The 26287-nt window shown below is 67.7% G+C and carries 16 protein-coding genes; 4 read left to right on the top strand and 12 right to left on the bottom strand.

Annotated features, from left to right (window positions below; all coding sequences use genetic code 11):
* Positions 1–27 precede the first annotated feature (27 nt).
* From FDW83_RS05405 to FDW83_RS05350, 12 genes are all read right to left on the bottom strand, one after another.
* On the bottom strand, positions 28–1680 hold the full coding sequence (locus FDW83_RS05405; protein WP_138136579.1) for a serine/threonine-protein kinase: 1653 nt from the start codon (positions 1678–1680) through the stop codon (positions 28–30).
* Positions 1677–3437 (bottom strand): FHA domain-containing protein, encoded by a 1761-nt coding sequence (locus FDW83_RS05400; RefSeq protein ID WP_138136578.1) that lies wholly within the window; start codon positions 3435–3437, stop codon positions 1677–1679. Before FDW83_RS05400 ends, FDW83_RS05405 begins: the two co-directional genes overlap by 4 nt.
* Positions 3424–4335: a PP2C family serine/threonine-protein phosphatase gene (locus tag FDW83_RS05395; protein ID WP_138136577.1), complete on the bottom strand. Its 912-nt coding sequence runs from the start codon at positions 4333–4335 to the stop codon at positions 3424–3426. Before FDW83_RS05395 ends, FDW83_RS05400 begins: the two co-directional genes overlap by 14 nt.
* Entirely contained in the window at positions 4332–5819 is a 1488-nt protein-coding gene (locus FDW83_RS05390; RefSeq protein ID WP_138136576.1) for an RDD family protein, read from the bottom strand. Before FDW83_RS05390 ends, FDW83_RS05395 begins: the two co-directional genes overlap by 4 nt.
* Positions 5816–8353, bottom strand: a complete 2538-nt coding sequence (locus tag FDW83_RS05385) for a transglutaminase domain-containing protein (protein ID WP_240720858.1) — start codon at positions 8351–8353, stop codon at positions 5816–5818. Before FDW83_RS05385 ends, FDW83_RS05390 begins: the two co-directional genes overlap by 4 nt.
* Complete coding sequence (locus tag FDW83_RS05380) at positions 8350–9681, bottom strand: DUF58 domain-containing protein (RefSeq protein WP_138136575.1); 1332 nt, start codon at positions 9679–9681, stop codon at positions 8350–8352. The genes FDW83_RS05385 and FDW83_RS05380 overlap by 4 nt, the downstream gene beginning before the upstream one ends.
* Positions 9682–9736: 55 nt before the next feature.
* Positions 9737–10708 (bottom strand): MoxR family ATPase, encoded by a 972-nt coding sequence (locus tag FDW83_RS05375; RefSeq protein WP_138136574.1) that lies wholly within the window; start codon positions 10706–10708, stop codon positions 9737–9739.
* A 44-nt stretch (positions 10709–10752) separates the two neighbouring features.
* The gene (locus FDW83_RS05370) at positions 10753–16878 is read right to left on the bottom strand and encodes an Ig-like domain-containing protein (RefSeq protein WP_138136573.1); all 6126 of its coding nucleotides are present in this window, start codon (positions 16876–16878) and stop codon (positions 10753–10755) included.
* A 293-nt stretch (positions 16879–17171) separates the two neighbouring features.
* On the bottom strand, positions 17172–18296 hold the full coding sequence (locus FDW83_RS05365) for an adenylate/guanylate cyclase domain-containing protein (protein ID WP_138136572.1): 1125 nt from the start codon (positions 18294–18296) through the stop codon (positions 17172–17174).
* Entirely contained in the window at positions 18286–18885 is a 600-nt protein-coding gene (locus FDW83_RS05360) for a PH domain-containing protein (protein ID WP_138136571.1), read from the bottom strand. Before FDW83_RS05360 ends, FDW83_RS05365 begins: the two co-directional genes overlap by 11 nt.
* Complete coding sequence (locus tag FDW83_RS05355) at positions 18878–19786, bottom strand: biotin--[acetyl-CoA-carboxylase] ligase (RefSeq protein ID WP_138136570.1); 909 nt, start codon at positions 19784–19786, stop codon at positions 18878–18880. Before FDW83_RS05355 ends, FDW83_RS05360 begins: the two co-directional genes overlap by 8 nt.
* 76 nt (positions 19787–19862) lie before the next feature.
* The gene (locus FDW83_RS05350) at positions 19863–20750 is read right to left on the bottom strand and encodes an NAD(P)-dependent oxidoreductase (RefSeq protein ID WP_138136569.1); all 888 of its coding nucleotides are present in this window, start codon (positions 20748–20750) and stop codon (positions 19863–19865) included.
* A 227-nt stretch (positions 20751–20977) separates the two neighbouring features.
* On the opposite strand from FDW83_RS05350, the gene FDW83_RS05345 reads away from it, so the two are divergent.
* The 4 genes from FDW83_RS05345 (at position 20978) to FDW83_RS05330 (ending at position 26211) form a co-directional block, all read left to right on the top strand.
* Positions 20978–22561: an acyl-CoA carboxylase subunit beta gene (locus tag FDW83_RS05345; protein ID WP_138136568.1), complete on the top strand. Its 1584-nt coding sequence runs from the start codon at positions 20978–20980 to the stop codon at positions 22559–22561.
* 14 nt (positions 22562–22575) lie between these two features.
* On the top strand, positions 22576–22836 hold the full coding sequence (locus tag FDW83_RS05340) for an acyl-CoA carboxylase subunit epsilon (protein WP_138136567.1): 261 nt from the start codon (positions 22576–22578) through the stop codon (positions 22834–22836).
* A gap of 56 nt (positions 22837–22892) precedes the next feature.
* Entirely contained in the window at positions 22893–24578 is a 1686-nt protein-coding gene (locus FDW83_RS05335; protein WP_138136566.1) for a DUF885 domain-containing protein, read from the top strand.
* Between the two features lie 199 nt (positions 24579–24777).
* Entirely contained in the window at positions 24778–26211 is a 1434-nt protein-coding gene (locus FDW83_RS05330; protein ID WP_138136565.1) for a dicarboxylate/amino acid:cation symporter, read from the top strand.
* The last annotated feature ends 76 nt before the right edge of the window (positions 26212–26287 follow it).

The following is a 26287-nucleotide window of genomic DNA, read 5'->3' as shown; positions in this document are numbered from 1 at the left end:
TTCCGTTCTTCAGTCTGCTGCGCCGTGTCATCTGTTGACGCAGGCGATCGAGTCGTTTTCCATCGGGGAGAAGGCGCCGTCGCTGCGGACGATCATCACCTGGATGCAGGTGGGCACCGACGGGTTCAGGGCCACCTGGACGCTCGTCTCCGTGGTGGCCTGGTACTCGCTGCTCTCCCCCACGGCGTACACCCGCCATTTATAGGTGTCGCCGTCCTTGGGCTGCGGGTTCTCCCAGGTGAACGTTGCCTTCCCCTCCGCACCGACGGCCCCGGCAAGGGCGGCGACGTCGGGCACGGTTCCGTTGTCCAAGGCATCCGCGGGCGGCCTGCCGACCTGCTGCGTCTCCACTGCCTTGGGCGTGTCAGGTGCGGCGATTGCCACCACCAGGCCCACGACGGCGGCAAGGGCCAGCAGGGTGCCTCCGGAAATCGCCAGCCAGAGGTTGCGCCTGCCGTGGTCGGCGCCCGGGGCTGCCTCCGGTTCGTTCGGAGCGGGCGGCGGCGCGGCGGCACGCTGGATGGTGGCGTCGGCGGCACCGGTGTACCCGGTCTCCGTGAAGCCGGCATCGGCCGGGTGCGGGGGCTGGCCGGCGTTGACGGCGCTGCTCCCGGCGCTGCCGCGCAGGACGGTCGCCTGCCCCCAGTCCTGCGGGCCGCCGTCGGGCCCTGCTTGTTGGGGAGCCGCCGGCCGGGTGCGCGACGGAAAAGTGGGTGCGCTGCCGGTCCGCTCCGGATCGATGGCGGCGATGCTCCGGACGCGGGTTTCCTCCACGCCCTCGTCCGGATGGCTGTCCTCGTGGCGGGGTTCCTCCAGCACTTCGAACGGCGTCACGGACAGGTTGAGCTCGGCCTGGATGCGCTGCAGGGCCAGGGCAAAGGCGTGCGCGGACGAGTACCGGGACTGCGGGGATTTCGCCATCGCCGTGGACAGCGCCAGTTCCAGCGACTCTGGAACGTCCGCACGGCCAAGCCTCGGCAGCGGCATGTTGCTGATGCGGTTGATGAGTTCCCGCTGCGAGTTGTCCGCTCCGGGCATCACGAACGGCGAGTGCCCGGCCAGGAGGGTGTAGAGGGTGGCGCCGAGGGCCCAGACGTCCACCAGGACGCCGTCCACGGGGCCGTCCCGGAACTGTTCCGGCGGCGACCACGGGATGGACATGCCCGAGTCGTCATCGGAGTCGCCGGTCAGGGTGCCGGAGATGCCAAAGTCCGTGAGCGCGGGCCGGTTATAGTCCGTCACCAGGATGTTGGCGGGTTTGATGTCGCGGTGGGCGATCCCGGCGCGGTGCGCGGTTTCGACGGCGGAAGCCACCTGGATGCCGACGGCAAGGACCTCGTCCACGCTGAACCGCTGCCGCCGGTACCGGACATCGAGGCTGGGCCTGGAGCAGTATTCCATGGCCAGGTAGGAGTGCCCGTCGTCCGTCACCTCCGCTTCGAAGATGGTGACGATGTAGGGGTGCGAGGACAGCTGCGCCATCAGGTTGGCTTCGGACTCAAAGCGTCGGCGGGCGCCCTCGGTCTTCAGGTCCGAGACCAGGACCTTGACGGCGACCTTCCGCCGGGGCCGGTCCTGTTCGTACAGGTAAACATCAGAGAAGCCGCCGGATCCGAGCAGGCTGATGTACGTGAACCCCGGAATGCGCGGCGGCGGCGCTACCGGCCGTTTGGAACTCAAGGAAGCTCCTCAAAGCGCAGCGAGATGTCGTCGCCAAGCTCGGCCATGTCGCCATCGAGCAGGATGGCCATCTCGTTCTGCGCAAGGCGGCGCGGAGGCTGGCCTTCCCGAACCAGGACGGTGCCGTTGGTGGCCTTCAGGTCGCAAAGCATCACGTGCCAGCCTTCCAGCCGGACCTCCACATGCGACCGCGAGATGTCGCCGCCCGGGCTGGCCACCTGGACCAGGCGGGGCATGACGCCGCCCTGGACCCGGGACACGGAAGGCTGCCGCCCGATCACCAGGGTCTGGTCCAGGTCCAGCAGCTCGCCGGTGGACAGGCGCATCCGTCCCAGCCGCGGCCGCGCCACCTGCACAGCGTCCGGCAGGAGGGCGCCTCCGCAGCTGGCGCACCGGGCCCGGGTGGGCGGGTTCGGGTGTCCCTGTCCGCAGACCCGGGCCAGCACCTGGGGTCCCCCGGAACCGGCTGAGGGGGCCGGTGGGCGGGAGGCCGTTCCGGCGATGCTGCTCTTCATGACGGTCTGGCCGTCATGGTCCCCGTCGAACCGGGCGGCCTGGGTCTCCTGGCGCGCCCCGGCAATGGAAGATGGGCCAGGTGCAAGGTTAGCGGGCGGAGGATTCAGCGGAAGCGGGTTCGGCGGTACTGGGGCCGTCGGCTGCCCGCTCGTCCCGCTCGTCCGCCACGGTACGGAATCGATGAGGACTCCTGCCGGGGCCGGGCGTACCGGCGGAACAGGAGTATCGGCTTGGTTGGCGTTTTCCCGGCTACTGTCCGCGCTGGAGCCGTCAGTTGCAGGCTGAGCTCCCGCCGGGTCCGCCAGGGCGGGGCGCTCAACCACCGGTTCCAGGGCCGGTGCTCTCACTGGTGCGGATGCGGCGTGCCCATCCTCGGGTTCCTCCCTCACGGCGGCGTCCTCAATGTTGCGCATAACGGTGCGCTCCCAGAGGTGGTCGTAAGAGCTGGTGAGGTCGCCGGCAGGAGCGGCAGGGTCGACGAACCCGGCCTCGTCGTCGGGCACCCCGTAGACCGTCTCTGCTGACACCTCATGCTCGGGAGCTATGGTCAACTCCGGAACCTGGGTCTGCCCGTCAGGCCCGGGCAACAGCAGGGCGGCCGGTTCAGCGGGGACCGGCGGCGCTGCCGGCGCTTCCCGTTCCGGCGCTGCCGGCGCTTCCCGTTCCGCCGCCGCCGGCGCTTCCCGTTCCGCCGCTGCCGCCTGTACCGGGACTGCCTGCTGCACATTTGCGTTGCCCTCGGCATCCACCACCACCGCGGCAGCGGCGGGTTCCGCGGCGGTAACCGCCAGCTGGCCTGCAGCCGGCCGGAGCGTAAGGGCCCGCAGCAGGACGACCCCCTCCGCAAGTGGCAGCTCCGGCAGTACCGCCGCACCCGCGCCCGGGATACTCAACGTGCACTCGTCAGGCAGGGCGAAGGCGCGTTCGTTCCAGGTGGTGACGTCACGGCCGTTGAGCTCCACCGGCCCGTCGGAAAGCCCGACGGTGAGCTCCAGGTCTCCGCGCAGGAAAACCCGCAACGACCCGTTGACGTCGAGAATGCCGAAGGAAGGGATGTCCGCCAGGGAACCGCCCGAGCTGCTGGTGACCGCGTGCAGCACTTCATGGACCTGCGGCTGCCCGGCCAGCAGGTCCCAGAGGGCAGGGACCAGGGCCGGGGGTGTGTCGGGGCCGAGGACAACCGCGGTCCCGGAGCGGACAATGCCCAGCCAGGAACCGGGAGTGTAACTAGTGCCGGCCACCCTCTACCCCGCTTCCGTTGCCGTCCTGCCCGCCGCCCTGGACGGCCTGGACTGCCTGGCCCCGGGGCAGCGTCACTTCGTCCTCCGCGGAATCGTGCCTGGGCGCCGTGGTGGCCGTGCCGGCGTCGTTCAAAACGTTGCGTGCGTCCACCACAATTACCGTGACGTTGTCCCGTCCCCCGTTGCGGAGCGCGGCCTGGATGAGCGCGTCCACCGCGTCCTGGGGCTGGCCCACGGTGCTGAGGATGCGGAAGATGTGTTCATCGCCCAGTTCGGAGGTGAGACCGTCGGAGCACACCATGACGCGGTCGCCTTCCTCGACCGGCAGCAGCCAGTAATCGGCCTCGGTCTCATCCCCGGTGCCGAGGGCGCGGGTGACTACGTGGCGGCGCGGGTGGACGGTTGCCTGCTGCGGAGTGATCTCCCCCGCGTCAACCAGTTCCTGGACCTCAGAGTGGTCGACGCTGATCTGCTCGAAGCGGCCCTGGCTGAGCCGGTAGGTCCGGGAGTCGCCGATGTTCATGACCAGCCAGTAGGGCATGCCCATCTGCTCGACCACGACGGCGCCGCTCAGGGTGGTGCCGGCGCGGGCGCCGGTTGCTTCGCGGATGGAGTTGTCCGCCTGGACCAGGTAATGCTGCAGGACCGCGGCGGTGGCCGTCCGCTCCCCGGTGGTGAGCTGGGGCATGGCGGCGAGGGCGCGGACGCACATCCCGCTGGCGATCTCGCCGGCTTCGTGGCCGCCCATTCCGTCCGCCACCGCGAACACCGGATCCGAGGCGATATATGAATCCTCGTTCAGCTCCCGGCGGAGCCCACGGTCCGTTCCGTAACCGTATGCCAAGGTAAGGCCGTGCCCCGGCTGGGTGGAGGCAACGCTGGCGGGCTGTTGGTTCATGCCTGTCCTAGGTAAAAGGTGCGGTCTCCGAAGTGCACGCTGGAGCCCGGGCTGACAAAGGTGGGGACGCCCGGCACCAGTGCGGTGCGGTGGCCGTCCGGTGTGGTCACGGCACTGCCGTTCGTCGAGTTCCGGTCCGTCACCCAGATTCCCGCTCCGTCGGTGAGCAGGTGCAGGTGGGTTTTGGAAATGGAACGGCCGGGATCGTCGACGGCGAGCAGCTGGGCGTGCTGTTCGCCCGCCTGCCCCACGGGGTTGCGGCCCACCAGGACGCAGCGGTCCAGCTGGAAGTCGCGGCCGTCGTCGAGCCGGATGCGCAGCACGGCCATTGGGGCGGGGCCGCCGGTTTCGGGCCGCACCTGGGTGCGTTCGACGTCGTCGTCCGCGTGGGAACCCTGGTACCGGGCGGGTGCGGGCGGCTCGAAGGAGGCCGGCGAAGTGTAGGGCATCGTCCGGGACGGCATGGTGCCGGCGGAGGTGCCCGGCGGTGCGGCAGGGACCACCGGGACAGGGAGCACCGGCCCGGCGGACGGCGCAGGCGCCTGGGCGTTGACTACCTGTGGTGCTGCGGCGCCCGGCACCGGGGACAGCACCTGCTGCACCGGCGGCAGGTCGAGCGGCGCAAAGCTGTAGGGTCCCTGGATGCCGCCGGTGGTAATGGGGTTGCGGCCTGCCTTCACGTCGAAGGCCAGTGTCTTGGCGGCGGTATCGTGCCAGCCCCGCAGCCTGCCGTTTTTGTCCCACGAGTTCGAGACCACCACCAGCACGGCCCAGGCTGTCCCGGCCAGCAGCAGCGGTCCGAGGATAAAGAAGGCAACCCCGAACCATTGGAAAACCGCCACCAGGACGGCAGCAACCACTGCGAGGAGGATGCCGGCTCCCGTCACCAGGCCGCGCAGGAAAACCGGTCCGGCACCTGGTGCGTAGCCGTCATTGTCGGCGCTGCGGATACCCATCAGCAGGTTCCCCGGTGTCTTGCCGGTCCGCGCTTCCAGTCCCATCACCACACAGAGGTAAACAAGCGTGAAACCCAGCCCGATGCTGCCGAAGAGCACCAGCGACGCGGTGTCATAGGTGATGAACCCGCCACTGCGGGTGCGGGTGATCCCGGCGAAACCGATGGCGAACGTCACCACCAGGACCGCGAAGGGCGGCAGCCAGTCAATGACCGCGGCACCCAGCCGCTTGCCCGCCGTCGCCGGGACAAGCTGAAGGTTCGTTGCCATTCCCGTTCCTCCCCCTGGAGCGGCAGCCACCTGGGCGGTGGAACCGCCGGCGCTCCCCAGCCCGGTGCCCGCGTTCGTGATTCCTCCGGCGCGCGGCGCCGGCGGCATTTGTACTACCGGGATAGTACCGGGAATCGCAGGGGCATGTTGGCTGCGGGCGGCGCGGTTGGGCAGGGGCGCACCGCAGGCGGTGCAGAAGGCCGCGCCCGTACGGATGGGTTGCTGGCAGCGCGGGCAGCGCCCGGCGTCGGAGGTCACTGCGCTACGGGCCCTTGCGTCGGAGGTGTGTCTGGCCGGTCTGCTCCCTGTCCCGGCTGGGTACGCCGGCTGCCGGGCAGCTTAAGGGACGGCAGGGCCAGCCGCCCGCCGCGCAGGTTAAGGACCTGGCGGGCGTCGGCCAGGAGCGAGCGCGGCGAGAACCGTGCCTGCTGCCTGCGCCAGAAGCCCACGGTCGCCGTCATCTCCTTCAGCGACCCGTCCACGATGCTCCAGTACTCCCGTACCTCTTCCTCCGTGGGCTGGCTGGCGCCGAAGATGGATGCGTCCGCGCGGCGGGCGAGCATGGTGGTGGTCGCCTTGCTCGCAGGGAAGGCCTCGGCCAGGACGGCGGCGCTTTCCCGCCGGGTTGCACGGGTGTCGACGGCGGCTCCCATGTCGGTCGCGAGGCTTACCACCTCGCTCCATCCCCCGCCGACCCGCTGGGCGGGGTGCCCGTCGCGGAAACGCGCCTTCCGCCGTCGTGATTTCAGCAGGGCAATCAGCAGCAGCGGCAGCGCAAGGATGGACAGCGGGATCAGGGCGACGCCCAGCGCGCCCAGCAGGGCGCCCCAGAACAGCCACGGGTTGTTCTTCTCGTCCGCGTCCAGCGCGTCGGGGGAAGAATCCGGCGGCAGGTCCGCCGGCTCCTGCGGCGGAGGCGGGGGCTGCAGGACCTGCGGCTTGGGCTTGGACTTGTTCTCCGGGTCCGGCGGGATGGGAACGTTGTCCTTGGGCGGGGTGGGATCGAAGCTGACCCAGCCGACGCGTTCAAACGCCACTTCCACCCAGGCGTGGACGTTCTTGCCGGTGATCTTGACCTCGCCGGCGCCGTTCTCGGGGCTGGTGGGATCCGGGTAGAAGCCCATCACCACGCGGGACGGGATTCCCAGGTGCCGGAGCATCAGGGACATGGCGACGGCGTACTGCTCGTCGTCGCCCAGCATCTGCTTGGCGGTGAGCAGGTTCCGGATCCGGGCCGAGCCGTGGCCGGAAACGCTGGGCAGCTGGCCTTCGCTGACCAGGCCGTTGCTGAACGCGCCGGTCTTCTGGAAATGGGCCTCGATCTGGCGGACCCGGTCGATCGCGGTGGGCGCATCGGCGGACAGGTCGTTAGCCTGCGAACCCACCACGGGCGGCACTTCCAGGGCCTCCGGCATGGTGAATTTCGCAAAGTCGTACTGCGTGAGCTGCCCGTGTTCCAGCTTCACGGGGTCGGACACCTGCACGCTGTACGAATCGCCGCGGGACAGGCCGCTGGTGGTGACGGCGGTATCCGTGCCGGAGTTGAAGTACAGCCCGGACGCAGCCGCGGAGGCGCTGTCGTCGAAGCTCAGGCCCGTGGTCTTGCGTCCGCCGGGAACGAAGAAGCCCTGGTAGTCCTCGATGGTGATATCGATCGAGTAATCGTTGGTGGGAACAGTGCCGGACGTGTCCGCCAAAGTATTGATGGATTCGGTGTCACCCACCTTGCTGAAACTGCCCGAGCCGTTGGGGTCCATGGTGTAGTTGGTGCCGTTGAAGGCGTCCAGGGCACCCAGCCGGACCCGTGCGTCGCGCGGCAGGCCCTTGACCACGAACAGGGTGTCATCCTTCTTGTCCTTGACGAACGTCCGGAAACTGGCCAGCGGCGTGATGTAGTCCTTGGGATCGAACGGCGGCACCACCACGTTGCGCAGGACTTTCCGCTCGCTGCCGGCCGTGACAAGCGGCGCGGACAACGCCGTGACTGCAACGCTGACGGCGATGACGCCCGCGGCCATGCCCAGCCGCCGGATCCTGGCGCGCCGGGCGGTGGCGGTATCGGCCTGCGGGTTGTTGACGGCCACCCTCCGTGTGCTGCTGCGCCGCAGGGCGTCCCGGCGGAAGGTTGCCCAGGCGATGCCCAGGACCGTGAGCCCGATGCCCCGTTCGAGGGTGAGGAAAGCCGCATTGGTGCTGAACGCGATGCCGGTGACGAACAGGACCAGGACGGGCAGGAGCGGGAAATACGGGCTCCGTACCCGCCAGGTCAGGACAGCTGCCGCCAGGGCCGTGATCATTGAGCTGAGGAAAGGCACAATCAGCACGCCGCCGGCCGTCCCCACCGGCACGCCCACCGTAAGCATGTCCTTCCAGGCGAAGACGATCCCCAGCAGCAGGATCCGCAGCGAATCCAGGGTGGGCACGAACCCGGCAACCGCCGAGTCCGGAACGGCCAGCAGGGTGCCAAACACCAGGTACGCGCCCAGGGCAAGGGCGGTGGTGATCAGCAGTCCCAGCCGCAGGTGTGCGTTGACGACGCCGATGCCCAGTCCCAGCACGATCCCGCCGAAGCCGGACAACAGGTAGTAGGGGTCGCCGCCGAAGCTCAGTCCGAAGCCCAGCAGGCCCAGTCCCAGCAGGACGGTCAGTGCCCCGGCGTCGAGTACGAAGTGCCAGCGCGGCTGCCCGTCGGCAAACGCGGAGTCCGCCTGGTTTGCCCGCGCGGCGCGCCGGTCCTCCTTGGCGGCCCGGCGGAATTCCGGAAGCGGCCCCTGGCCCGATACGGCAGTCATGCTGCGGCCTTCCTCAGCACGATGGCGAGGTCGGCGAGGTCGCCGAGCGTCAGGACCGTCAGGTCCGCGATGTTTGCTCGCGCGGGTGCCGCTCCGGCTTCCACCCGGACCGCAAGGCTGCGGACGCCCGGGGGCACGGAAACGGCGGCCGAGCGGAGCTGCGTGGCAGTCACGTTGCTGCCCACCACAAAGAAGCTGACGGATGCGTTGGGGACGGTGTCCGCCAGGGTCCTGGCGAGGTCGACGGCGGTGCGGCGCATGGGAGCGCCGACAATCCGGGTCATGTCGTCGAGCATGTTGCGGCCGGTTTCGCAGCGCAGCGGTCCGTGCTGGGTGATGATGTCCAGTTCGCGCTGTTCCCGGATGGCCTGGCGGCCAATGGAAGCTGCGGCGGAGACGGCCATTTCGAACTCGGTTTCGGACGCGTATTCGTCTGTATTGATGGACAAGGCGATGGCCAGGTGGGCACGGCGGGTTTCCTCGAACTGGCGCACCATGAGCTTGCTGGTCCGCGCGGTGGTCTTCCAGTGGATGTGCCGCCGGTCATCGCCCGGCACGTAGTCGCGCAGCGCGTGGAAGGACACATCGGCGCTGGACAGGTCTGTGGTGGGCATGCCTTCCAAATCCCGGATGAACCCGGCTGCGGACCCGGCGAGGGCCACGGTCCGGGGGTGGACGAAGAGGTCCTCGGGCTCCGTCCACAGCACCTGCCGGCGGAGCAGGTGCAGGGGGTCGGCCCGCACGGACCGCACGGGGCCTACGACGATCACGGCGCGGCGGGCGGTGGGGATGGTGAACAGGTCCTCGTGGACCTGGCCGGGCTTCATGCGCGGCAGGTGGAAAACGGCGGTGGCCTTGCCCACGGGCAGCTCAAGGGCCGCGGGCAACAGGGGGCGGGCGGAGGTGTTGGACACCGCAATGCTGCCCACCGCGCTGTCACCGACGGCCACCCGGGTACGGGCGAGGTCCAGCACCACGCCGTAGGCTGAGCGGCCCAGGATGAAGCCGACTGCAACCAGGAAAATCACGAAGGCGGCTATGGCCGCAGCCTTGGCTTCCTGCCAGCCGAATGCCTGCCCCGTTGCCCAGAGCAGGATGGCGGCGGCCAGCACGGACCAGCCGAGGATACTCACCACCGAGAGAACCGGCCAAGCGTGTTTCAGCCAGGCGCCGCGGACTGCCCGCCAGGCGGGAGCCAGGACCATGGCAGCGGTGCTGCTGGCCTCGGTCCAGACCGCTGACGGGTGCAGCCGGCCGGGGCCGCCGTTCCGGGCAAAGGGTTGCTTCAGGCGTTCCGCGAGCCGGATCAACGGGGTGCCGCTGGACATGTGTGTGCCTTTGTTGTGTTGCGGTTCATGGCGGGGACGCGGGAAGTGCCGGGCGTCAGGCGGTGGTGCGCTGCTGCGGGGCAGCGACGTCCGCCAGGATCCGGGTCAGTACGGCCTCGGCCGTGGCGCCGGAGAATTCGGCTTCCGGGTCCATGACAAAGCGGTGCGTCCACACCACGCCGGCGAGTTCCTTGATGTCGTCCGGAAGCACAAAGTTCCTGCCCTGGGATGCTGCCCACACCTTGGCGGCGCGGACCATCGCAAGCGCGCCGCGGACCGAGACGCCCAGCCGGGTTTCGGGCGCGTTGCGGGTCTCCTCGCAAAGCCGGGAGATGTATTCCAGCACCACGGTGTCCACGTGGACGGTGGCGGCAAGGTCGGCCATGTCTGCCACGGCCTGGGTGGTGATAACCGCGGACAGTTCCCTGGAGCGGTCCTTGAGGTTCGTGCCGCCCAGCAGTCTGACCGTGGAGGCGTGGTCCGGGTAGCCGATGGAGGTCTTGATCAGGAACCGGTCCAGCTGCGCTTCCGGCAGGCGGTAAGTACCGGCCTGTTCGATCGGGTTCTGCGTGGCCAGGACCATGAAGGGCCGGCCCGCGGAGTAGGTGACGCCGTCCACGGTGACCCGGGACTCTTCCATGACCTCCAGCAGCGCGGACTGGGTCTTCGGCGAGGCGCGGTTGATCTCGTCCGCGAGGACGATGTTGTTGAAGATCGGGCCCTTGTGGAACTCGAACTTCTGCGTCTTCTGGTCGTAGATGGTCACGCCGGTGACGTCAGAGGGCAGCAGGTCTGGAGTGAACTGGATGCGGTTGTTCGAACCCTGGACGGTGGCCGCCAGGGCCCGGGCCAGGGACGTCTTGCCGGTGCCGGGGGCGTCCTCGAACAGGACATGGCCCTCGGCGAGCATCGCGGTGAAGGTCAGCCGGATGACGTGTTCCTTGCCGAGCACCGCCTGTCCAACGTTGGCAACGAGCTTCTCGAACGTGTCGGCAAACCAGGCGGCCTGCTCCGGGGTCATGGTCATGGTCAGATCCTCTACAGTGTGATGCGAAAAGCGTGGGTGTTTGGTTACCGCTGGGGCATGCCTGCCGGCGGGCCCTGGCCGTCCCGGTTGGTGGTGTCATGCCGTACGTAGTTGCCGGCGGCGGGACCGCTGGTGAGGTGGTACCAGATGCCGGAGGGGTTCTCCGCCGTCTTGTACCAGACCACGTAAAAATCCGATTGCGAAGGAGTGTTCTCCGGCAGCCACTTGCCGCCGCCAACGCAGGACGAAGGGTTGCCTGCACGGAAGCTGTCGGTACCGTAGCCGGGCTCCGTACAGCTGCGCACCGGGGTCGCGGTGATGGTCCAAGACGTCGGCTGCGGGGGCGGCGGGGCTGCACCGCTTCGTGACGTGTCACTGCCGATCCGTCCGGGCTGTCCGCCACTGATGGCACGGACCCGAAGCGTATGGGTCTCGCCGTAACCGCCCGTACCCGTGGAAAAGGACCGGGAATCAGTGCTGGTCCAGGCACCATTGTCGAGGCTGTACTGGTAGCCGGTCACCGGGCGTCCGTTGCCGTTGGGCTGGGTCCAGGTCCAGGAGACGGATTTTTCACCCTGCGGTTTGTTCGCGCCCGTGACTACCGGCGCATCAGCCCATCCGTACGGGTTGACGGAGTTGGACGGGGCGCTGGCGTCGCCTGCCGAAGTGCTCCGGGAGGAGACCGCCCACACCACTACCGCGGTGTTGGTGCCGTTGGGCGCGGAAACCACGCCACCGCCTGCAGGGATGCTGCCGGACCCGTCTCCGGACGTGAGCTTATACCGGTAGGAAATTTCACTCGGAGCGGAGCCGTTCCGCTGGGCTTCAGTCAGGACCCCGAAGCGGACGTCGATCTTGCCGCCGTTGCCGTCGGTCTCCACCGCAGACGCTGTGGGCGCAGCCACGGTTCCCGGCTTGCCCACGGCCCGGACCGCCGCGGACTGGGCGCTGGTGGCGCTGGTCCCGGCTTTGTTGGTGGCGGACACCGTAAAGGTGTAGTTCGTTTCCGAGTTGTCCACCGTTACGTTCTGCGTGGTGCCGGACACCTGTTGGGTGGCCACCACGGCTCCGCCGCGGAGGGTGGTCAGGGTGTAGGCCGAGATGGCATCGCCGTTGTTGTTGGGCGCAGTCCAGGAAACCTTCATCTGGCTTTGGCTTCCCACTGAGTCCGCCTGGACCGCCGTGGGCGCTGCCGGGGTTGCCGGGACGCCTGCAGGAACCTCCGCCGCGGAATAGGGGCTCCACTCGGACGGTTCCTTGGCGTCATTGCGGGCCAGGACCCGGACCTTGTAGGAGACGCCGTTCTGCAGTCCCTTCCAGACGTAGCTGACAGCGGTCAGGTTCTGGATCTGCGCGTTCTGTCCGGCCGGCGGCGGCGAGATTTCCAGGTCGTAGGACTTCACCGGGGAGCCTTTGCTGGCAGGCGCGGTCCAGCTGATGGACAGCTCCTTGTCACCGAATTTCAGCTGCGGCGCCAGCGGGGTGTCCGGCTTTACGTCCGGCCGGACCTCGGCGGAGGCCGGAGACCGGTCGGATTCGCCGAACTCGTTCGTGGCCGTGACCTGGAAGTGGTAGGCGGTGTTGTTGACCAGGTCGTTCAGGGTGCAGGTGTTGGCCGGGCAGTCCTGCTGGAATCCGCCCTCGCCGTACACCGTGTACTTGGTGATGGGCGAGCCGCGGTCCGCGGGGGCGGTCCAGGTCAGCAGTGCCGTACGGTCGCCCACGCTTTGCGCCTGCGGCGTGGCGGGAGCCTGCGGCTTGTCCTTGACGGTCAGCCGGATCCGGGCGGTTGCCTCCCGGGAGGGGTCGCCGGTCTTGTCGGCCACGGTGTAGGAAACCACCATGGTTCCCGTGAAGCCGGGGGCGGGGGTCACCACAACGGACTCGCCGTTGACGTCCACATTGCCGCTGCCGGTTTCCGTCCCGGCCGCGATGATCTTCAGCGGCGTCTCCGGGAACGGGTTGGCGTCATTGGCCAGGACATCGACGGTGACCGGCTTGCCGGCGGCAGCGCTGGGTTCCAGGTCGTCGTTTGCCACCGGCTTGGGCCGGTTCGATGCCGTGACCGCCAGCTGGTAGGTAGCGGTGGCTTCGAGCCCGCGGGAGTCACGGGCCTTGACCTGCAGGGCCCCGGTGGTGCCGCTGCTGCTGGAATCGGCCGCGGAAACCTTCAACGTCCTGCCGTCGAGGCTGGCGTTGAAGCCTGCGGGTGATCCGCCCACCAGCTCATACTTCATCTTTTCGACGTCGTCACGGTCGGGGTCGGAGGTCAGCTTTCCGAGGTCGGTGCTTGCGGTGTCCCCCTTGGGCACGTCCACGGTGGCGCCAAGGAGTTCCGGCGGGTTGTTCCGGTTCGGATCGGGCAGGACCTTGGTGCGGATGCTCAAGGTCGACTTCAGGCCGGCGGGATCGTCCGGCCCGGTCCCGTCGGTCACCTCGAAGGTCAGCGAGCCCGGTCCCACGTAGTCGGTGCCGGCCGTGTACCTCAGGGCCGTACCGTCACCCGTGACCGGATCGCTGCCGTCGGAGCCGATCAGCTTGATCCGGTCAGTCTGCGTCAGCCGGGGCGAGCGGCCCTCGCGGACCTTCACCCATTCATCGAGGTCCACAGTGACGGACTGTCCGGCGGTGACCTCAATGACGTCGTCCTTGGCCAGCGTGGGAACCTGCTGCCCCAGCCCGGGAACCCAGATGACCGCCGTCGACTGCTGGCCGTCCACGTCCTCAACGGTGTACGGGACCAGCTGCGGCTGCTCGGTGAGGTCCACGATCATGGTGCCGTCGGCGCCCGGCCGCGCCGTGGCGGCCTCGGTGCTGATCTTCAAGTTCTCCCCCACGCCGTCGGGGTCCTCGTCGTTCTTCAGGACCGGGACGTCGACGGCGGTTTTCCCCAGCGTCTGCGCAGACGTCACCCGGTCATCCCGGGCGACGGGAGCCTTGAGCGGCACCTCGTTGTCCGCCACCACACGGATGGTGGCCTGCGCCGAGGCGTCGCGGTCGTCGGCAATGGTGTAGCGGACGTTGACTGTTCCGGCTTCGTCCGGGGCGAGCAGGATGATGCGGCCGCTGGTCTTGCTGACAGTGGCCTGCAGGGCCGGGTCGGCTTCGATCCCCTCGGTGAGGATGCGGATCAGGTCACCGTCGGGATCGGTGTCGTTTTTGGTGGCGTCAACAGCAATCTGGCGGCCCGGGCGGACCCGGACCTCATCGTCCACGGGGGTCGGCTTCTGGTTGACCTCCCCGCGGGGCGCGATGCCCACCGTGACGGTTCCGGTGTTGACCGCTCCCTGCCGGTCCACCACCTTGTACCGGAATGTGTCCGTTCCGGCGCCGTCCCCGGCTGCGGTGAAGTCGATGAAGTTGCTGCCCACGTTCGCAGTACCCATGGACGGGGTGCTGTCGATGCCGGTGAGCTGGACGGAGTCGCCGTCGGGATCAATGCCGTCCAGGGGAACGGGGATCCGGACGATGCCGCCGGCCACCACGCGGGCCGTGAGGTTGCGCGGCTGGGGGCGCGAGTTTTCTGCGCCCTCGAGCGGCAGGATGTGGATGGTCACCGCGGCGGCGCTCTTCTGGCCCTGCTGGTCCACGGCGTTGTAGATGGCGCGGACCGTCTTGGGCTGGCTGCCGGCGATGAAACGGACCGTGTTTTCGGAGACGAAGCTCTTTCCATCCGCCGGGTCCACGCCCTGCGGCAGGACGGGGTCCACCGAAAGTTCCTGGCCCTGGGGGTGGGTATCGTTCTCCAGCACGGGAATGGTGACCACGTCGTTGACGCGGACGTTCACCTCATCCGGTTTCGGCTGCGGCGCCTCCACCACGGCGGGGGCCGGGACCGGCACCACCGAAACGCTGCCCGTGGCCGGTTTCCGGCCGTTGGACATGGTGTATTCGAACAGGATGGGATCCTTGGTCCCGCGGATATCCGTAATCCGCAGCACGCTGTGGTTGATCACGCTGACAGATGCGGTGGAGTTGTCCGGAAGCTTCACGGACTGCAGCACCAGGACGCCGCCGGAGGGGTCGGAGTCGTTGGCGAGCGGGTCCAGGAGCGCACTGCCGCCGGTGGGCATCAGCGCCACGTCGTGGACTGCCACCGGGTTGCCGGCCTCGTCACCGGACTCCACGTCGACGCGGATAAGCCCCTGGCTGCTTTGCGGGCCGTTGCTGGCAATGTAGGTCAGGTACACCGGCCCGGGGGTGTTGCTGCGGAAGGTGAAGGTCCCGCCGTCGGTGACCGGACCCAGCTCAGCCGGTCCATTGGCCTCCACCTGGGCGAGCCGGAGGGCGCCGCCGTTCGGATCGACGTCGTTCTTCAGCGGGGCGACCACCAGGTCCTGGCCCACCACGGCGGTGACGTGGTCGGCGTTGACCACCGGCGCCAGGGCACCTGGCGGCTGGACGTTGACCACCACTTTCCCGGTGACGGTGGCGCGGCCGTCCCAGATGGTGACCTCGACGGTCTTCTTGCCGGCGGTGGCGCCGGAGTCCTGGAAGGTGAGCAGGCCGTCGCGGCGGACCTTCACCTGGTCCTGGGGATTGTCCGCGCGGGCATCGAGGAGGACCAGGTCGTCGCCGTCGGGGTCGATCCAGTCGGTGAGGATGTTCTGGCTGACCGTTTTGCCCTGTTCCACCAGCATGGTGGTGTCATCGCCGCGCTTGAACTGCGGCGGTTTGTTCTCGTCCGGGCCCACCACGCTGAGGGTGACCTGGCCGCTGGCGGACAGGCCGCGCCCGTCGGAGGCGTTGTAGGTGAACGTCTCCGTGCCGGGGCTGGCGCCTGCCGGCACCGAAATCTGGTAGGCCGTGCCGCCGTAAATGTTTTCCAGGGTGCCGGCCTGCGGCCCCGAGCCGCCCAGCGCTGCGGTGAGCACATCGCCGTCGGGGTCGGAATCGTTGTCGAGGACGCTGAGGATGGTGGTGCGGCCAGGGCGCACGCCGACTGCGTCGGGCTTGGTTTCCGGCGGACGGTTGGGTTTGGTGCGGTCCGGCAGGACATTGATGGTGTTGTTGTCAGCGGATTCCTGGTCCTGCTCGTCGGATTCGTTCTTGGGCGGAACGACGTCGTCCCAGTTGTTGACCAGCTGCATGTTCTGGTTGACCAGCCACACGTTGCCGGAGTTCACATCATTCAGGACCACCAGGTCCCGGTTCACCCGGAAAACGTACGACGGCGACGCACTCGCCTTGGGCACGTCCACGTTCTTGTCGTCCGCGTCGTTGGTGCAGTCGCGCACGTACTTGTTCGCCCCGGACCAGGCAGCATGGACACACCCGCCCAACTGCACGGGGGCAGCCGGGATCCCCTCGCCGTCGAACGCCACGGTTTTCGCCGTTCCGCCGTCCAAAGGCTGCTTCAGCAGGGCTTTCTGCGTCGCAATGGCAACAAAATCACTGGTTGGGCCGGCCTGCTGCAGCTTCGCATCCCGCGCGTTGTCCAACTGCAGCCGCTTCCCGCCGGGCAGCAGCAGCTTGCCCGCCGCCGCGTCCAGGACCACCGGCTGGTCCCCCACCACCGTAATCTGCAGGTCCCCGGCGCCCTTCAGCTCGCCCCAGGTGCCGGATTCCGACGACGTGACCGCACCGTTCGCATCAACGCCGGTGACCGTGACCATGGCGGACTCCGGGTCCGCGGAGTATATCCGGTCATCGTCGCCCACCGCAGAGACAGTGCCTTCCGAGCCCACCAGGACCGGTTCGGATGCCTCCTCATCGAAACCGTTCACCGTCGATGGCGACACTGCCCACACCTTGCCCGACGCTGCATCCGTCACGGCAATGACTTCCGAACCGAAACTTACGTCCGCCGCGGCCGGCAACTGCTTGTCCCCGCCCAGCCGCATGTTCGCCGGGGATACCTGGTTGATGGTCGAACCCGACTCGTCATCAACAAACACATCCCCGGCATCCTGCAGGATGTCGAACGTCGTCGAGGCCGGCGTCACCGCACCGTCCAACACGCGGGAGGGATAGTTGAGCCGGCCCACCGCGTTCTTGGACTTCGACACCACCCACACACCGCCGTCGTTCAACTCCACCTCGGTGGTCTTAAACCCCGGATAGAGGATGGCCCCGGTCACCACGACGGCCACGGCGGCACTGAATGCCGTGCCCGTGGCGATTTTCTTGTGGCGCCGTTTCAGCCCAAGTTTCCCCAGCAGACTTGTCACAGCGTGTTTCCCCTGATTCAGTGCTGCCCATGGCAGCTGCCGGTCCGGGCGCAAACCCCGGGCCGGTGTATAGTACCGCCCCGGTCGAAGCGGTTGAGACCTGGAATGCGCCCTGCGGGCGCAGAGGGCCGGCAGGCGGTTCCCCGCGGCCCAGCTTACCTACTGTCCTTCTCACGATGCGATGGGGAGCCCTCCCCACCGCCGCCGCCAACGGCGGCGGCGGCCGCTACGACTATACCGCGATAGCCAAACAACTGGATAAACCTTTTCAGGTACCGCAAGACCGCCCCGGACTAATCCAGGACCAGCCCCTTGCCAAGGCCGCGGGTGAGCCGGACAGGCCGGATCTCGCCGAAGCCGCGGACGTTTTCCGGCGGCTGGGGCACCATTACAAAGCGTTCGTCCCGTTCCAGGGCGGAGGCGGTCATGGAGTCCACCAGCACGGTCCCGGGATCGGCGAGGCTGGTGAGCCGGGCAGCCAGGTTCACGGTAGGACCGTAGATGTCTCCCAGCCGGGACAGGATCCTGCCCCACACCATGGCCACGCGGGCTTCCGGCAGGATCTCGTCCTCCGTGAACGCCTGGGCGAGGGCCAGGGAGATTTCGGCGCCCGCTGCGGGGGTTTCGGCGATGTACAGGACTTCGTCCCCGACGGTCTTGACCAGCCGGCCGCCGCCGACGGAGATGATTTCCGCGCACTTGTTTTCGAACCGCTGGACCAGCCGGGCGAGCGTTTTCTCGTTCATGCGGCGGGAGAGGCTGGTGTAAGACACCAGGTCGGCGAATCCCACAGCCCGCGCGAGCGGCAGCGGAGCGTCATCCTCGTCACCTTCCCGCCCTTCTTCGCTGGCCTGCAGGCCGGCTTCGGCGCGGACGGCGAGCCGCTGGACGCCGGCGTTGAGCTGGCGCCGCCAGGAGTACACCAGTACTTCCTCAAGCGAGTCCACCAGGGCGGGCAGCTCATTGACCAGGCGCTTGCGGGCCACGGCGTCCGTAACGCCCTGTTCGTGGACCAGGTCCTCCACCAGCGCCTCGATCTGCCAGACCACCATGCGGTCCGTCATCTGGCCGATGGCGCGCGTGACCGAGATGGCCGCCTCCTCGGTCAGCTTGCCGGAACGGACCAGGTCCACCACGGTGGAGAGGGCCGCCTGGTCGCGTTCGGTGAAGGCCACGTCGTCGTCGCCGAAATTGGGAAAGCCCAGGGCGCGCCAGAGTTTCCGGGCGGACAGCAGTGAGAGTCCGGCGCCGGCCGCGACTTCGCGACGGCGGAGCTTGCGTTCGCCGCCCAGGAGCCGCGACTCCAGCGCTTTCATGGCAAGCCGTTCGGCGGACATCGCGCCGGTGGCGGGATTGGGGTCCGCGGCGGGCGAGGGCGCAACGGGGTCGACGCGTTCCTGCTGGTCCTCATCGGTCATCCCGTCCACCTTCTCTCATTTCCCACGGCAAAGCCTCGGCGGGATAGTGCGTTGTGCCGTCCGGCTGGACATCACGGTCGTCCGGCAGTTCCCCGATGGCATCAAGGATGAATTCCCGGAACCGGGCAACCTCCGGCACGTCCTGTAAAGTCACCACGCCCTGCTGCCCGGTTTCCAAGGATATATTCCCCGAGCGCAGGAGGCGTTGCAGCAGCGATTCGTGGACAGTGACGTTGCGGATCCAGGCGAGGGGAACCTGCTGGTCCCGCCGCTTCAGCCGCCCGTACCTGGCCACTATCCTTCGGCTGGTCAGGGTGTAGCGCGTGGCATGCCAGCGCAGCAGCCGGGGCAGGCAATAGCCCAGCCACACCCAGGCCGCCCCGCCGATACAGGCCGCGACCAGCCAGGGGTTCCACTGCGCGGCAAGGAAGGGAACATGCCGGCGGACCTCTCCCCGGATGATCCAGGCCGAAGCGAAGGCCGCGAGCGCCGGCGAGACGATGAAGGCGAGAGCGGCTCCTGCCAGCTTCCTCGGCTGCGGGCGGGTGGTGACAATTACCTGCTCGCCCGGTACGAGGTCTTTACGCATACCCGCCTTCGCCCGCATCGCCGGGGGAAGTCCACCGGCGCAGGTGGACCACGTCGCCGGCGGTCACCACATGCTCCCTCGACTCCCGGTCCACCACCAGCAGGGATCCGTACTCGTCCAAACGGGAAGCGTGTCCGATGATTTCGTGGTCGCCCGGAAGCTGCGCCCGGACCTGTTTGCCCAGGGTGGCCATGACCGCTTCCACCCGCTTATGGAGCGACGGCCCGCCGGCCATTCCCGCTGCCGGGTCGCCGTCGGCGTTGCAGAAGCTCCGGTAGAGCACCGAGAAATGTGACAGGTAGCTTTTCAGCAGCAGGGTCCGGTCCGTGGTGCGGGCGCCCTCCAACGCAACGGAGGTGGCGGTGGGCACCGGCAGTTCGCCCTCGCGCAGCGTGACATTGAGGCCTGTTCCCAGGATGACGGGCGGGACGTTTCCGTCCGCCATGGGACCGAGCTGCGCCAGGATGCCGGCGATCTTGCGGCCGCGTACCAGGACATCGTTGGGCCACTTCAGCTCAGCGGGAAGGCCGGCGGTTTCCAGGAGCGTTTCGCGCAGCGCCAGGGCAGCGATCAGGGAAAGCCATGAGTAGCTGTGCGTGGGCAGCGGCCTCCCGTCGGCGTTCACGGGCCGCAGGACCACGGAGACGGAGATCGAGCTCAGCGGCGGGGCTTCCCAGTGCCTGTCCAGGCGCCCCCTGGCTGCCGTCTGGTACTCGGCTGTCAGCACCGACATGTCCGGCCATGCCTTGGGCTCCACGGTTACCGCGCGGAGGAGGTCGGCGTTGGTGGATCCCGTGGAGTCCACCACCTCCATGCGGGGTATACCGGCCGCGGACAGGAAACGCTGGTCATCCAGGTCCCATCGGTTCAGCGGAGTGCCCGGGTCGTGTGCGTCTTCCATGCCTAAATCCTAGCGAGCCAATCAGTTCCCGGAGGAGCCGGGCCTTTGGCACCGGGAAGGCGCACCGGGCGACGGGCTAGAGGAAGATATCCGGAACCAGCTGGTCCTCCGGCGCTCCCAGGCTGTACGGGCGGAAATCCTGCACCCCCGCCGCCGCCAGGACCTGTTCGTCCGTATAAAAGTTGCCGCTCGGCGCGGCGCCCGCAGCCAGGTTGCCTCCCGTCAGGATGGCGTGGGCGGCGTCCGCCATGATCTGCGGGCCGCGCGCCGCCCTGGCCATCACAGCGCCGTGCGGCATGTTGCGAATGGCCGCGGTATCGATGAGGGTGCAGGGCCACAGCGAGTTGACGCGGATACCGTCGGCCTTCAGTTCCTCGGCCAGTCCGAGGGTGGTCAGGCTCATCCCGTACTTTGCCATGGTGTATGCCAGGTGTTTCCCGGCCCAGGCGGGGTCGAGGTTCAGGGGCGGCGAGAGAGTGAGGATATGGCCCTGGCCTGATGCGCGGAGTGCGGGCAGCGCCAGCTTGGACAGCAGGAAGGTGCCGCGGACGTTGATGTCCTGCATGAGGTCGTACTTTTTCATGTCCACGTCGGCGGTCCGGGAGAGGTCGATGGCGGACGCGTTGTTGATCACGACGTCGATGCCGCCAAAGCGCTTTACTGCGGCTTCCACTGCGCGGGCAACGTCCTCGTCCCTGCGCACGTCGCCCACCAGGGGCAGCGCCTGCCCGCCGGCCCCGACGACTTCCCGTGCCGCGGTATGGACCGTTCCGGCGAGCTTGGGGTGCGGCTCCCCCGTCTTGGCCATCAGGACGATATTGGCGCCGTCCCTGGCGGCGCGGACGGCGATGGCCAGGCCAATGCCGCGGCTTCCGCCGGAGATGAGGACTGTTTTCCCGTTGAGTGTTCCGGAGGCCCGGTACGGGGTGGCAGCGGCATGCACGGCGTCGTTGCTCGAAGTCATGCGATTACTGTAACCCAGTGAAGTTACCCGCGAGTAACATTCGGGTGCGGGTGGAGGCACGGCAGAAAATTGTAGGTTCCCTACAGCGGCGGGCGCTGAAACCGTCACTAGACTTGCCAGCAGGGTTCGTCTTTTGTGCGGAAGCTACTTAAAGCCCGCCTGCGACTCAAACCCGCCAGCAACCAGAGCGCCAGAGAACACATCTGCAACAGAGCCGGAGATACCTGATGAGCCACGATCTGACCACAACAGCGGGAAAGATTGCCGATTTCCGCGAGCGGCAGGCCCGTGCCGAACAGCCCTCCGGCCCCGAAGCGATTGAAAAACAGCATGCGCGCGGCAAGAACACCGCCCGCGAACGGATTGAACTGCTGCTGGACGAGGACTCGTTCGTGGAGTTCGACGCCCTTGCAGTACACCGCTCCACCGCCTTTGGCATGGAAAGGAAAAGACCCCTTGGCGACGGGCTGGTCTCCGGCTACGGCACCGTGGACGGCCGCCTCGTGGCCGTCTACAGCCAGGATTTCTCTGTCTACGGCGGTTCCCTGAGCCAGGTCAACGGCGAGAAGATCGTCAAGGTCCAGGAATTCGCCCTGCGCAACGGCTGCCCTGTGGTCGGCATCCTCGATGGCGGCGGTGCGCGCATCCAGGAAGGCGTAGCCTCGCTGGCCATGTTCGCGGACATCTTCCGCAACAACGTCCACGCTTCCGGCGTTGTCCCGCAGATCTCCATGATCATGGGCCCCTCCGCTGGCGGCGCGGCCTACTCCCCCGCCCTCACCGACTACGTGGTGATGGTGGACAAGACCTCGCACATGTTCATCACCGGCCCGGACGTCATCAAGACCGTCACGGGCGAGGACGTGGACATGGAGACGCTCGGCGGCGCCCGCCAGCACAACGCCACCACCGGCACCTCCACCTACCTCGCGTCAGACGAAAGCGACGCCATCGAATTCGTGCGCGAACTGCTGGACTTCCTGCCTTCGAACAACCTGTCCGAGGCCCCCGTCATGGAACACAGCCAGGAGCTGGAGCTTGACGATGACGACCTCTCCCTCGACACCCTGATCCCTGATTCCGCCAACCAGCCCTACGACATGCGCGGGGTCATCGAGCAGATTGTCGACGACGGGCACTTCCTGGAAATGCAGGCCCTCTACGCCCCCAACGTGATGATCGGTTACGGCCGGGTGGAAGGCCACACCGTGGGCATCGTGGCCAACCAGCCGCTGCAGTTCGCCGGCACGCTGGATATCGCCGCGTCCGAGAAGGCGGCCCGCTTCGTCCGCCACTGCGACGCCTTCAACATCCCCATCATCACGCTCGTGGACGTGCCCGGCTTCCTGCCCGGCAAGGACCAGGAGTTCCAGGGCATCATCCGCCGCGGCGCGAAGCTGCTCTACGCCTACGCCGAGGCCACAGTGCCAAAGCTCACGGTCATCACCCGCAAGGCCTACGGCGGAGCCTACATCGTGATGGGCTCCAAGAAGCTCGGCGCCGACCTCAACCTGGCCTGGCCCACGGCGCAGATTGGCGTGATGGGCGCACAGGGCGCCGTCAACATCCTCTACCGCCGCGACCTCGCAGCAGTAGCGGAAGCCGGCGGCGACGTCGAGGCCCGCCGCGCAGAAGTCATCCGGCAGTACGAGGAAGAACTCCTCAACCCATACCAGGCGGCAGAACTCGGCTACGTCGACGCTGTCATCGCCCCGTCGGATACAAGGATCCAGATCATCAAGGGCCTTCGCGCCCTGCGCGACAAGCGCGCCAGCCTGCCCGCCAAGAAGCACGGAAACATCCCGCTGTAAGGATGGAAACGCTGATGGTAGAACCTGCAAACCCGGTTGTTGAACCCGCCGAAACCCCCTCGGCAGCCGCGCCTGCCGTAACTCCCCTCTTCTCTGTCGTGAAGGGACAGCCGAGCCCTGAGGAGCTCGCCGCGCTGACCGCCGTCGTACTTTCCCTGGGCGCATCCGCACCCGCCCGGGAAACCCGGCCAAGTGTCCGCCACTGGGTACGCCGGCAGCAGCTGAGGCTTGCCCCGACACCAGGACCCGGCGCCTGGAAGCGCAGCCGCGGCTGACACGGCGGGCAGGCGGGATGCTTTCCTAACCATCCTGCCCCCGTTAGTCTCGGGAGGTGACTACCGAGACTGCTCCTGCCACCCGCCCGCGCACCCGGATCGACGCCGTCGCGGATGCCTATACGGACACGCTCATCCGGCTGAACCCTTCGTTCGCCACCACCCTGGGCGTGCCCGGGCATGAAACGGAATACCAGGACTTCTCCCCGGCCGGAATCGCAGAGTTCGCCGAGGCGGCCCGCAAGGCGCTGCTGGACCTGGAAGGACTCGAGCCCGAGGACGACGTGGACGCCGTCACCCTGGACGCGATGCAGGAGCGCCTGGGGCTGCAGCTGCTGATCCATGCCTCGGGCTGGGAATACGCGGACCTGAACAACATCGCCTCCCCCGCCCAGGACATCCGCGCCATTTTCGACCTGATGCCCACCGCAACCGAACAGGACTGGGCCAACATCGCCGGGCGGGCCCACAATGTCCCGGGCGCCATCGCGGGCTACATCGAGTCGCTCCGCGAAGCCCGCGACGCCGGCCGCGTGGCAGCGGCACGGCAGGTGAAAATTGTCATCGAACAGGCCGGCAAGTACGCCGCGGAGGACGGCTTCTTCGCGAAGCTGGCCGCGAACGCCGCCACCCCGGCAGGTCCGCTGGGCACCCACGTGCAGCAAAAGCTCGACGGCGGTGCCGTCGCCGCCCGCCGCGCCTACACCTCCCTTGCGGAGTTCCTCCGCACGGAGATGCTCCCCGCAGCGCCCGAAAAGGACGCCGTGGGCCGCTCGCGTTACGCGCTGGCTTCACGGTCCTTCCTGGGCGCCACGGTTGATCTTGAGGAAACCTACGCCTGGGGCGTGGAGGAACTCGACCGCCTGATCGCGGAGCAGGAGCAGGTTGCCGCCACCATCCAGGCGGGCGCCAGCATCGCGGAGGCCAAGGACATCCTCAACAACGATCCTGCCCGGCAGCTGAAGGGCACAGCCGCGCTCCGGGAGTGGATGCAGGACCTCTCAGATAACGCCGTCGCCGCTCTCGCCGGCGTACACTTCGACATCCCGGATGTCATGAAAAAGCTGGAGTGCCTGATCGCGCCCACGGACGAGGGCGGCATCTACTACACCGGCCCGTCGGACGACTTCAGCCGGCCCGGCCGCATGTGGTGGTCCGTCCCGGCCGGCGAGGACACCTTCACCACGTGGGCCGAGACCACCACCGTCTACCACGAAGGCGTCCCCGGGCATCACCTCCAGGTAGCCACCGCCACCTACCGGCGCGACCTGCTCAACAAGTGGCGGCGCAACGTCTGCTGGACCTCCGGCCACGGGGAAGGCTGGGCCCTGTACGCCGAGAAACTGATGCAGGAACTGGGCTACCTCAACGACCCCGGCGACCACATGGGCATGCTGGACATGCAGCGGATGCGCGCGGCGCGGGTGGTGTTCGATATCGGTGTCCACCTGGAACTCGACGTTCCCGCGCGCTGGGGATCCGGCACCTGGACCCCGGACAAGGGGTACGACTTCCTGAAGCAGAACCTGCCCATCAGCGAAGGCCAGCTCAACTTCGAGTTCGCCCGGTACCTTGGTTGGCCCGGGCAGGCCCCCTCCTACAAGGTGGGACAGCGCCTGTGGGAACAAATCCGCGCCGAACTCGAAGCCCGGCCCGGGTTCAACCTCAAGGATTTCCATACCAAGGCCTTGAATATCGGCTCTGTTGGACTCGATACCCTGCGGCGCGCGCTGCTGAAGTAAGCCGCCCGGGGACCGGGTGCCCCGGGCGGCTAGCCCGCCTTTGGCGAGACATTAAGCACACCCTCGGCGGGAATAAGTAACAATAGAGCCTGAAACCCTTGAGTTGTCGCGCTTTTCCACCGCTAACCCGATTTTCCTGCGCGTAATATTTCTCAATGTTGGTTCGCCGTGGTATGAGGCCGCCCCCTACCGTATTCGGGTGAGCACTCAGACAAGCACCCCCGCACCCGCAGGGAAGACCGGGATCCAATTGCCCAAGTGGGCTGGATCCTTCGGCTTCCAGATCATCGCCGCCCTCATCGTGGGCCTCGGACTCGGCCTGCTGGCCAAGTACACCGGCAGCACCAAAGCCAGCCCCAACGGACTCGGCGCCACCCTGCAGACCATCGGTTCCAGCTACGTCTCGCTGCTGCAGACCGCCGTCGTCCCCCTCATCTTCACCGCTGTTGTCAGCTCCATCTCCAACCTCCGCCAGGTCTCCAACGCCGCGAAGCTGGCCTGGAACACCCTGCTCTGGTTTGCCATCACCTCCCTGATCGCCGTACTGATCGGCATCGGCCTGGGCGTGTTCCTGCAGCCGGGCGCCAACACCGGCATCACCGAGGAGGCAAAGTACTCGGGCAAGTCCGGCGACTGGTGGTCCTTCCTTGTCGGCCTGTTCCCCAAGAACTTCCTCGGCCTCGGTGCCACCTCCACCGTTGCTGAAGCCGGCGCCGTCACCACCTCGGTCAGCTTCAACGTTCTCCAGATCCTGGTGATCGCCATCGCCGTCGGCGTCGCCGCACTCAAGGTGGGCCAGGCAGCAGAGCCCTTCCTGAAGCTGAACGCTTCCGCCCTGGCCGTCATCCAGAAGGTGCTGTGGTGGATTATCCGCATCGCCCCCATCGGCACGGTGGGCCTCATCGGCAATGCCGTAGCCGTCTACGGCTGGGACACCATCGGCTCGCTGGGCAAGTTCACCTTCGCGATCTACGTTGGCCTTGCCCTGGTGATCTTCGCCGTGTACCCGGTCCTGGTCCGCACCCACGGCCTTTCCGTCAGGCAGTACTTCTCCGGCGTGTGGCCCGCCGTCCAGCTGGCCTTCGTATCCCGCTCGTCGGTGGGCACCCTCCCGCTGACCCAGCGAGTGACCGAGCGCAGCCTGGGCGTTCCCCGCGGCTACGCCTCCTTCGCTGTACCGCTGGGCGCCACCACCAAGATGGACGGGTGCGCCGCCATCTACCCGGCTGTCGCAGCCATCTTCGTTGCCCAGTTCTTCGGCATCCAGCTGGACTTCACCCAGTACCTGCTGATCGCCCTCGTCTCCGTCCTGGGCTCCGCGGCAACCGCCGGAACCACCGGCGCCGTCGTGATGCTCACGCTGACCCTTTCCACGCTGGGACTGCCGCTGGCCGGCGTCGGCCTCCTGCTGGCCGTCGATCCCATCCTGGACATGGGCCGCACCGCGGTGAATGTGGCAGGCCAGGCGCTGGTGCCCACCATCGTGGCCAAGCGCCAGGGCATCCTGGACGAGTCGCTGTACAACGCCCCGCGCAACGGCACCCCGTTCGTGGATGACAGCGACGTGCCTGCAGCCTCCGACGGAATCAGCACGGACACCGCATCCCGTGAACTGCAGGACGCCAAGGCGTAACTCCACGGTGTGATCGGCAGAGTGTGACCAGAGGAAGTCCCCGGGAATCCATCCCGGGGACTTCCTTGTGTTATGG

Origin of the sequence: Pseudarthrobacter sp. NamE2 (assembly GCF_005796205.1) — a bacterium.
GTDB lineage: Bacteria > Actinomycetota > Actinomycetes > Actinomycetales > Micrococcaceae > Arthrobacter.
This window is presented reverse-complemented; position numbering and strand designations above follow the sequence as displayed.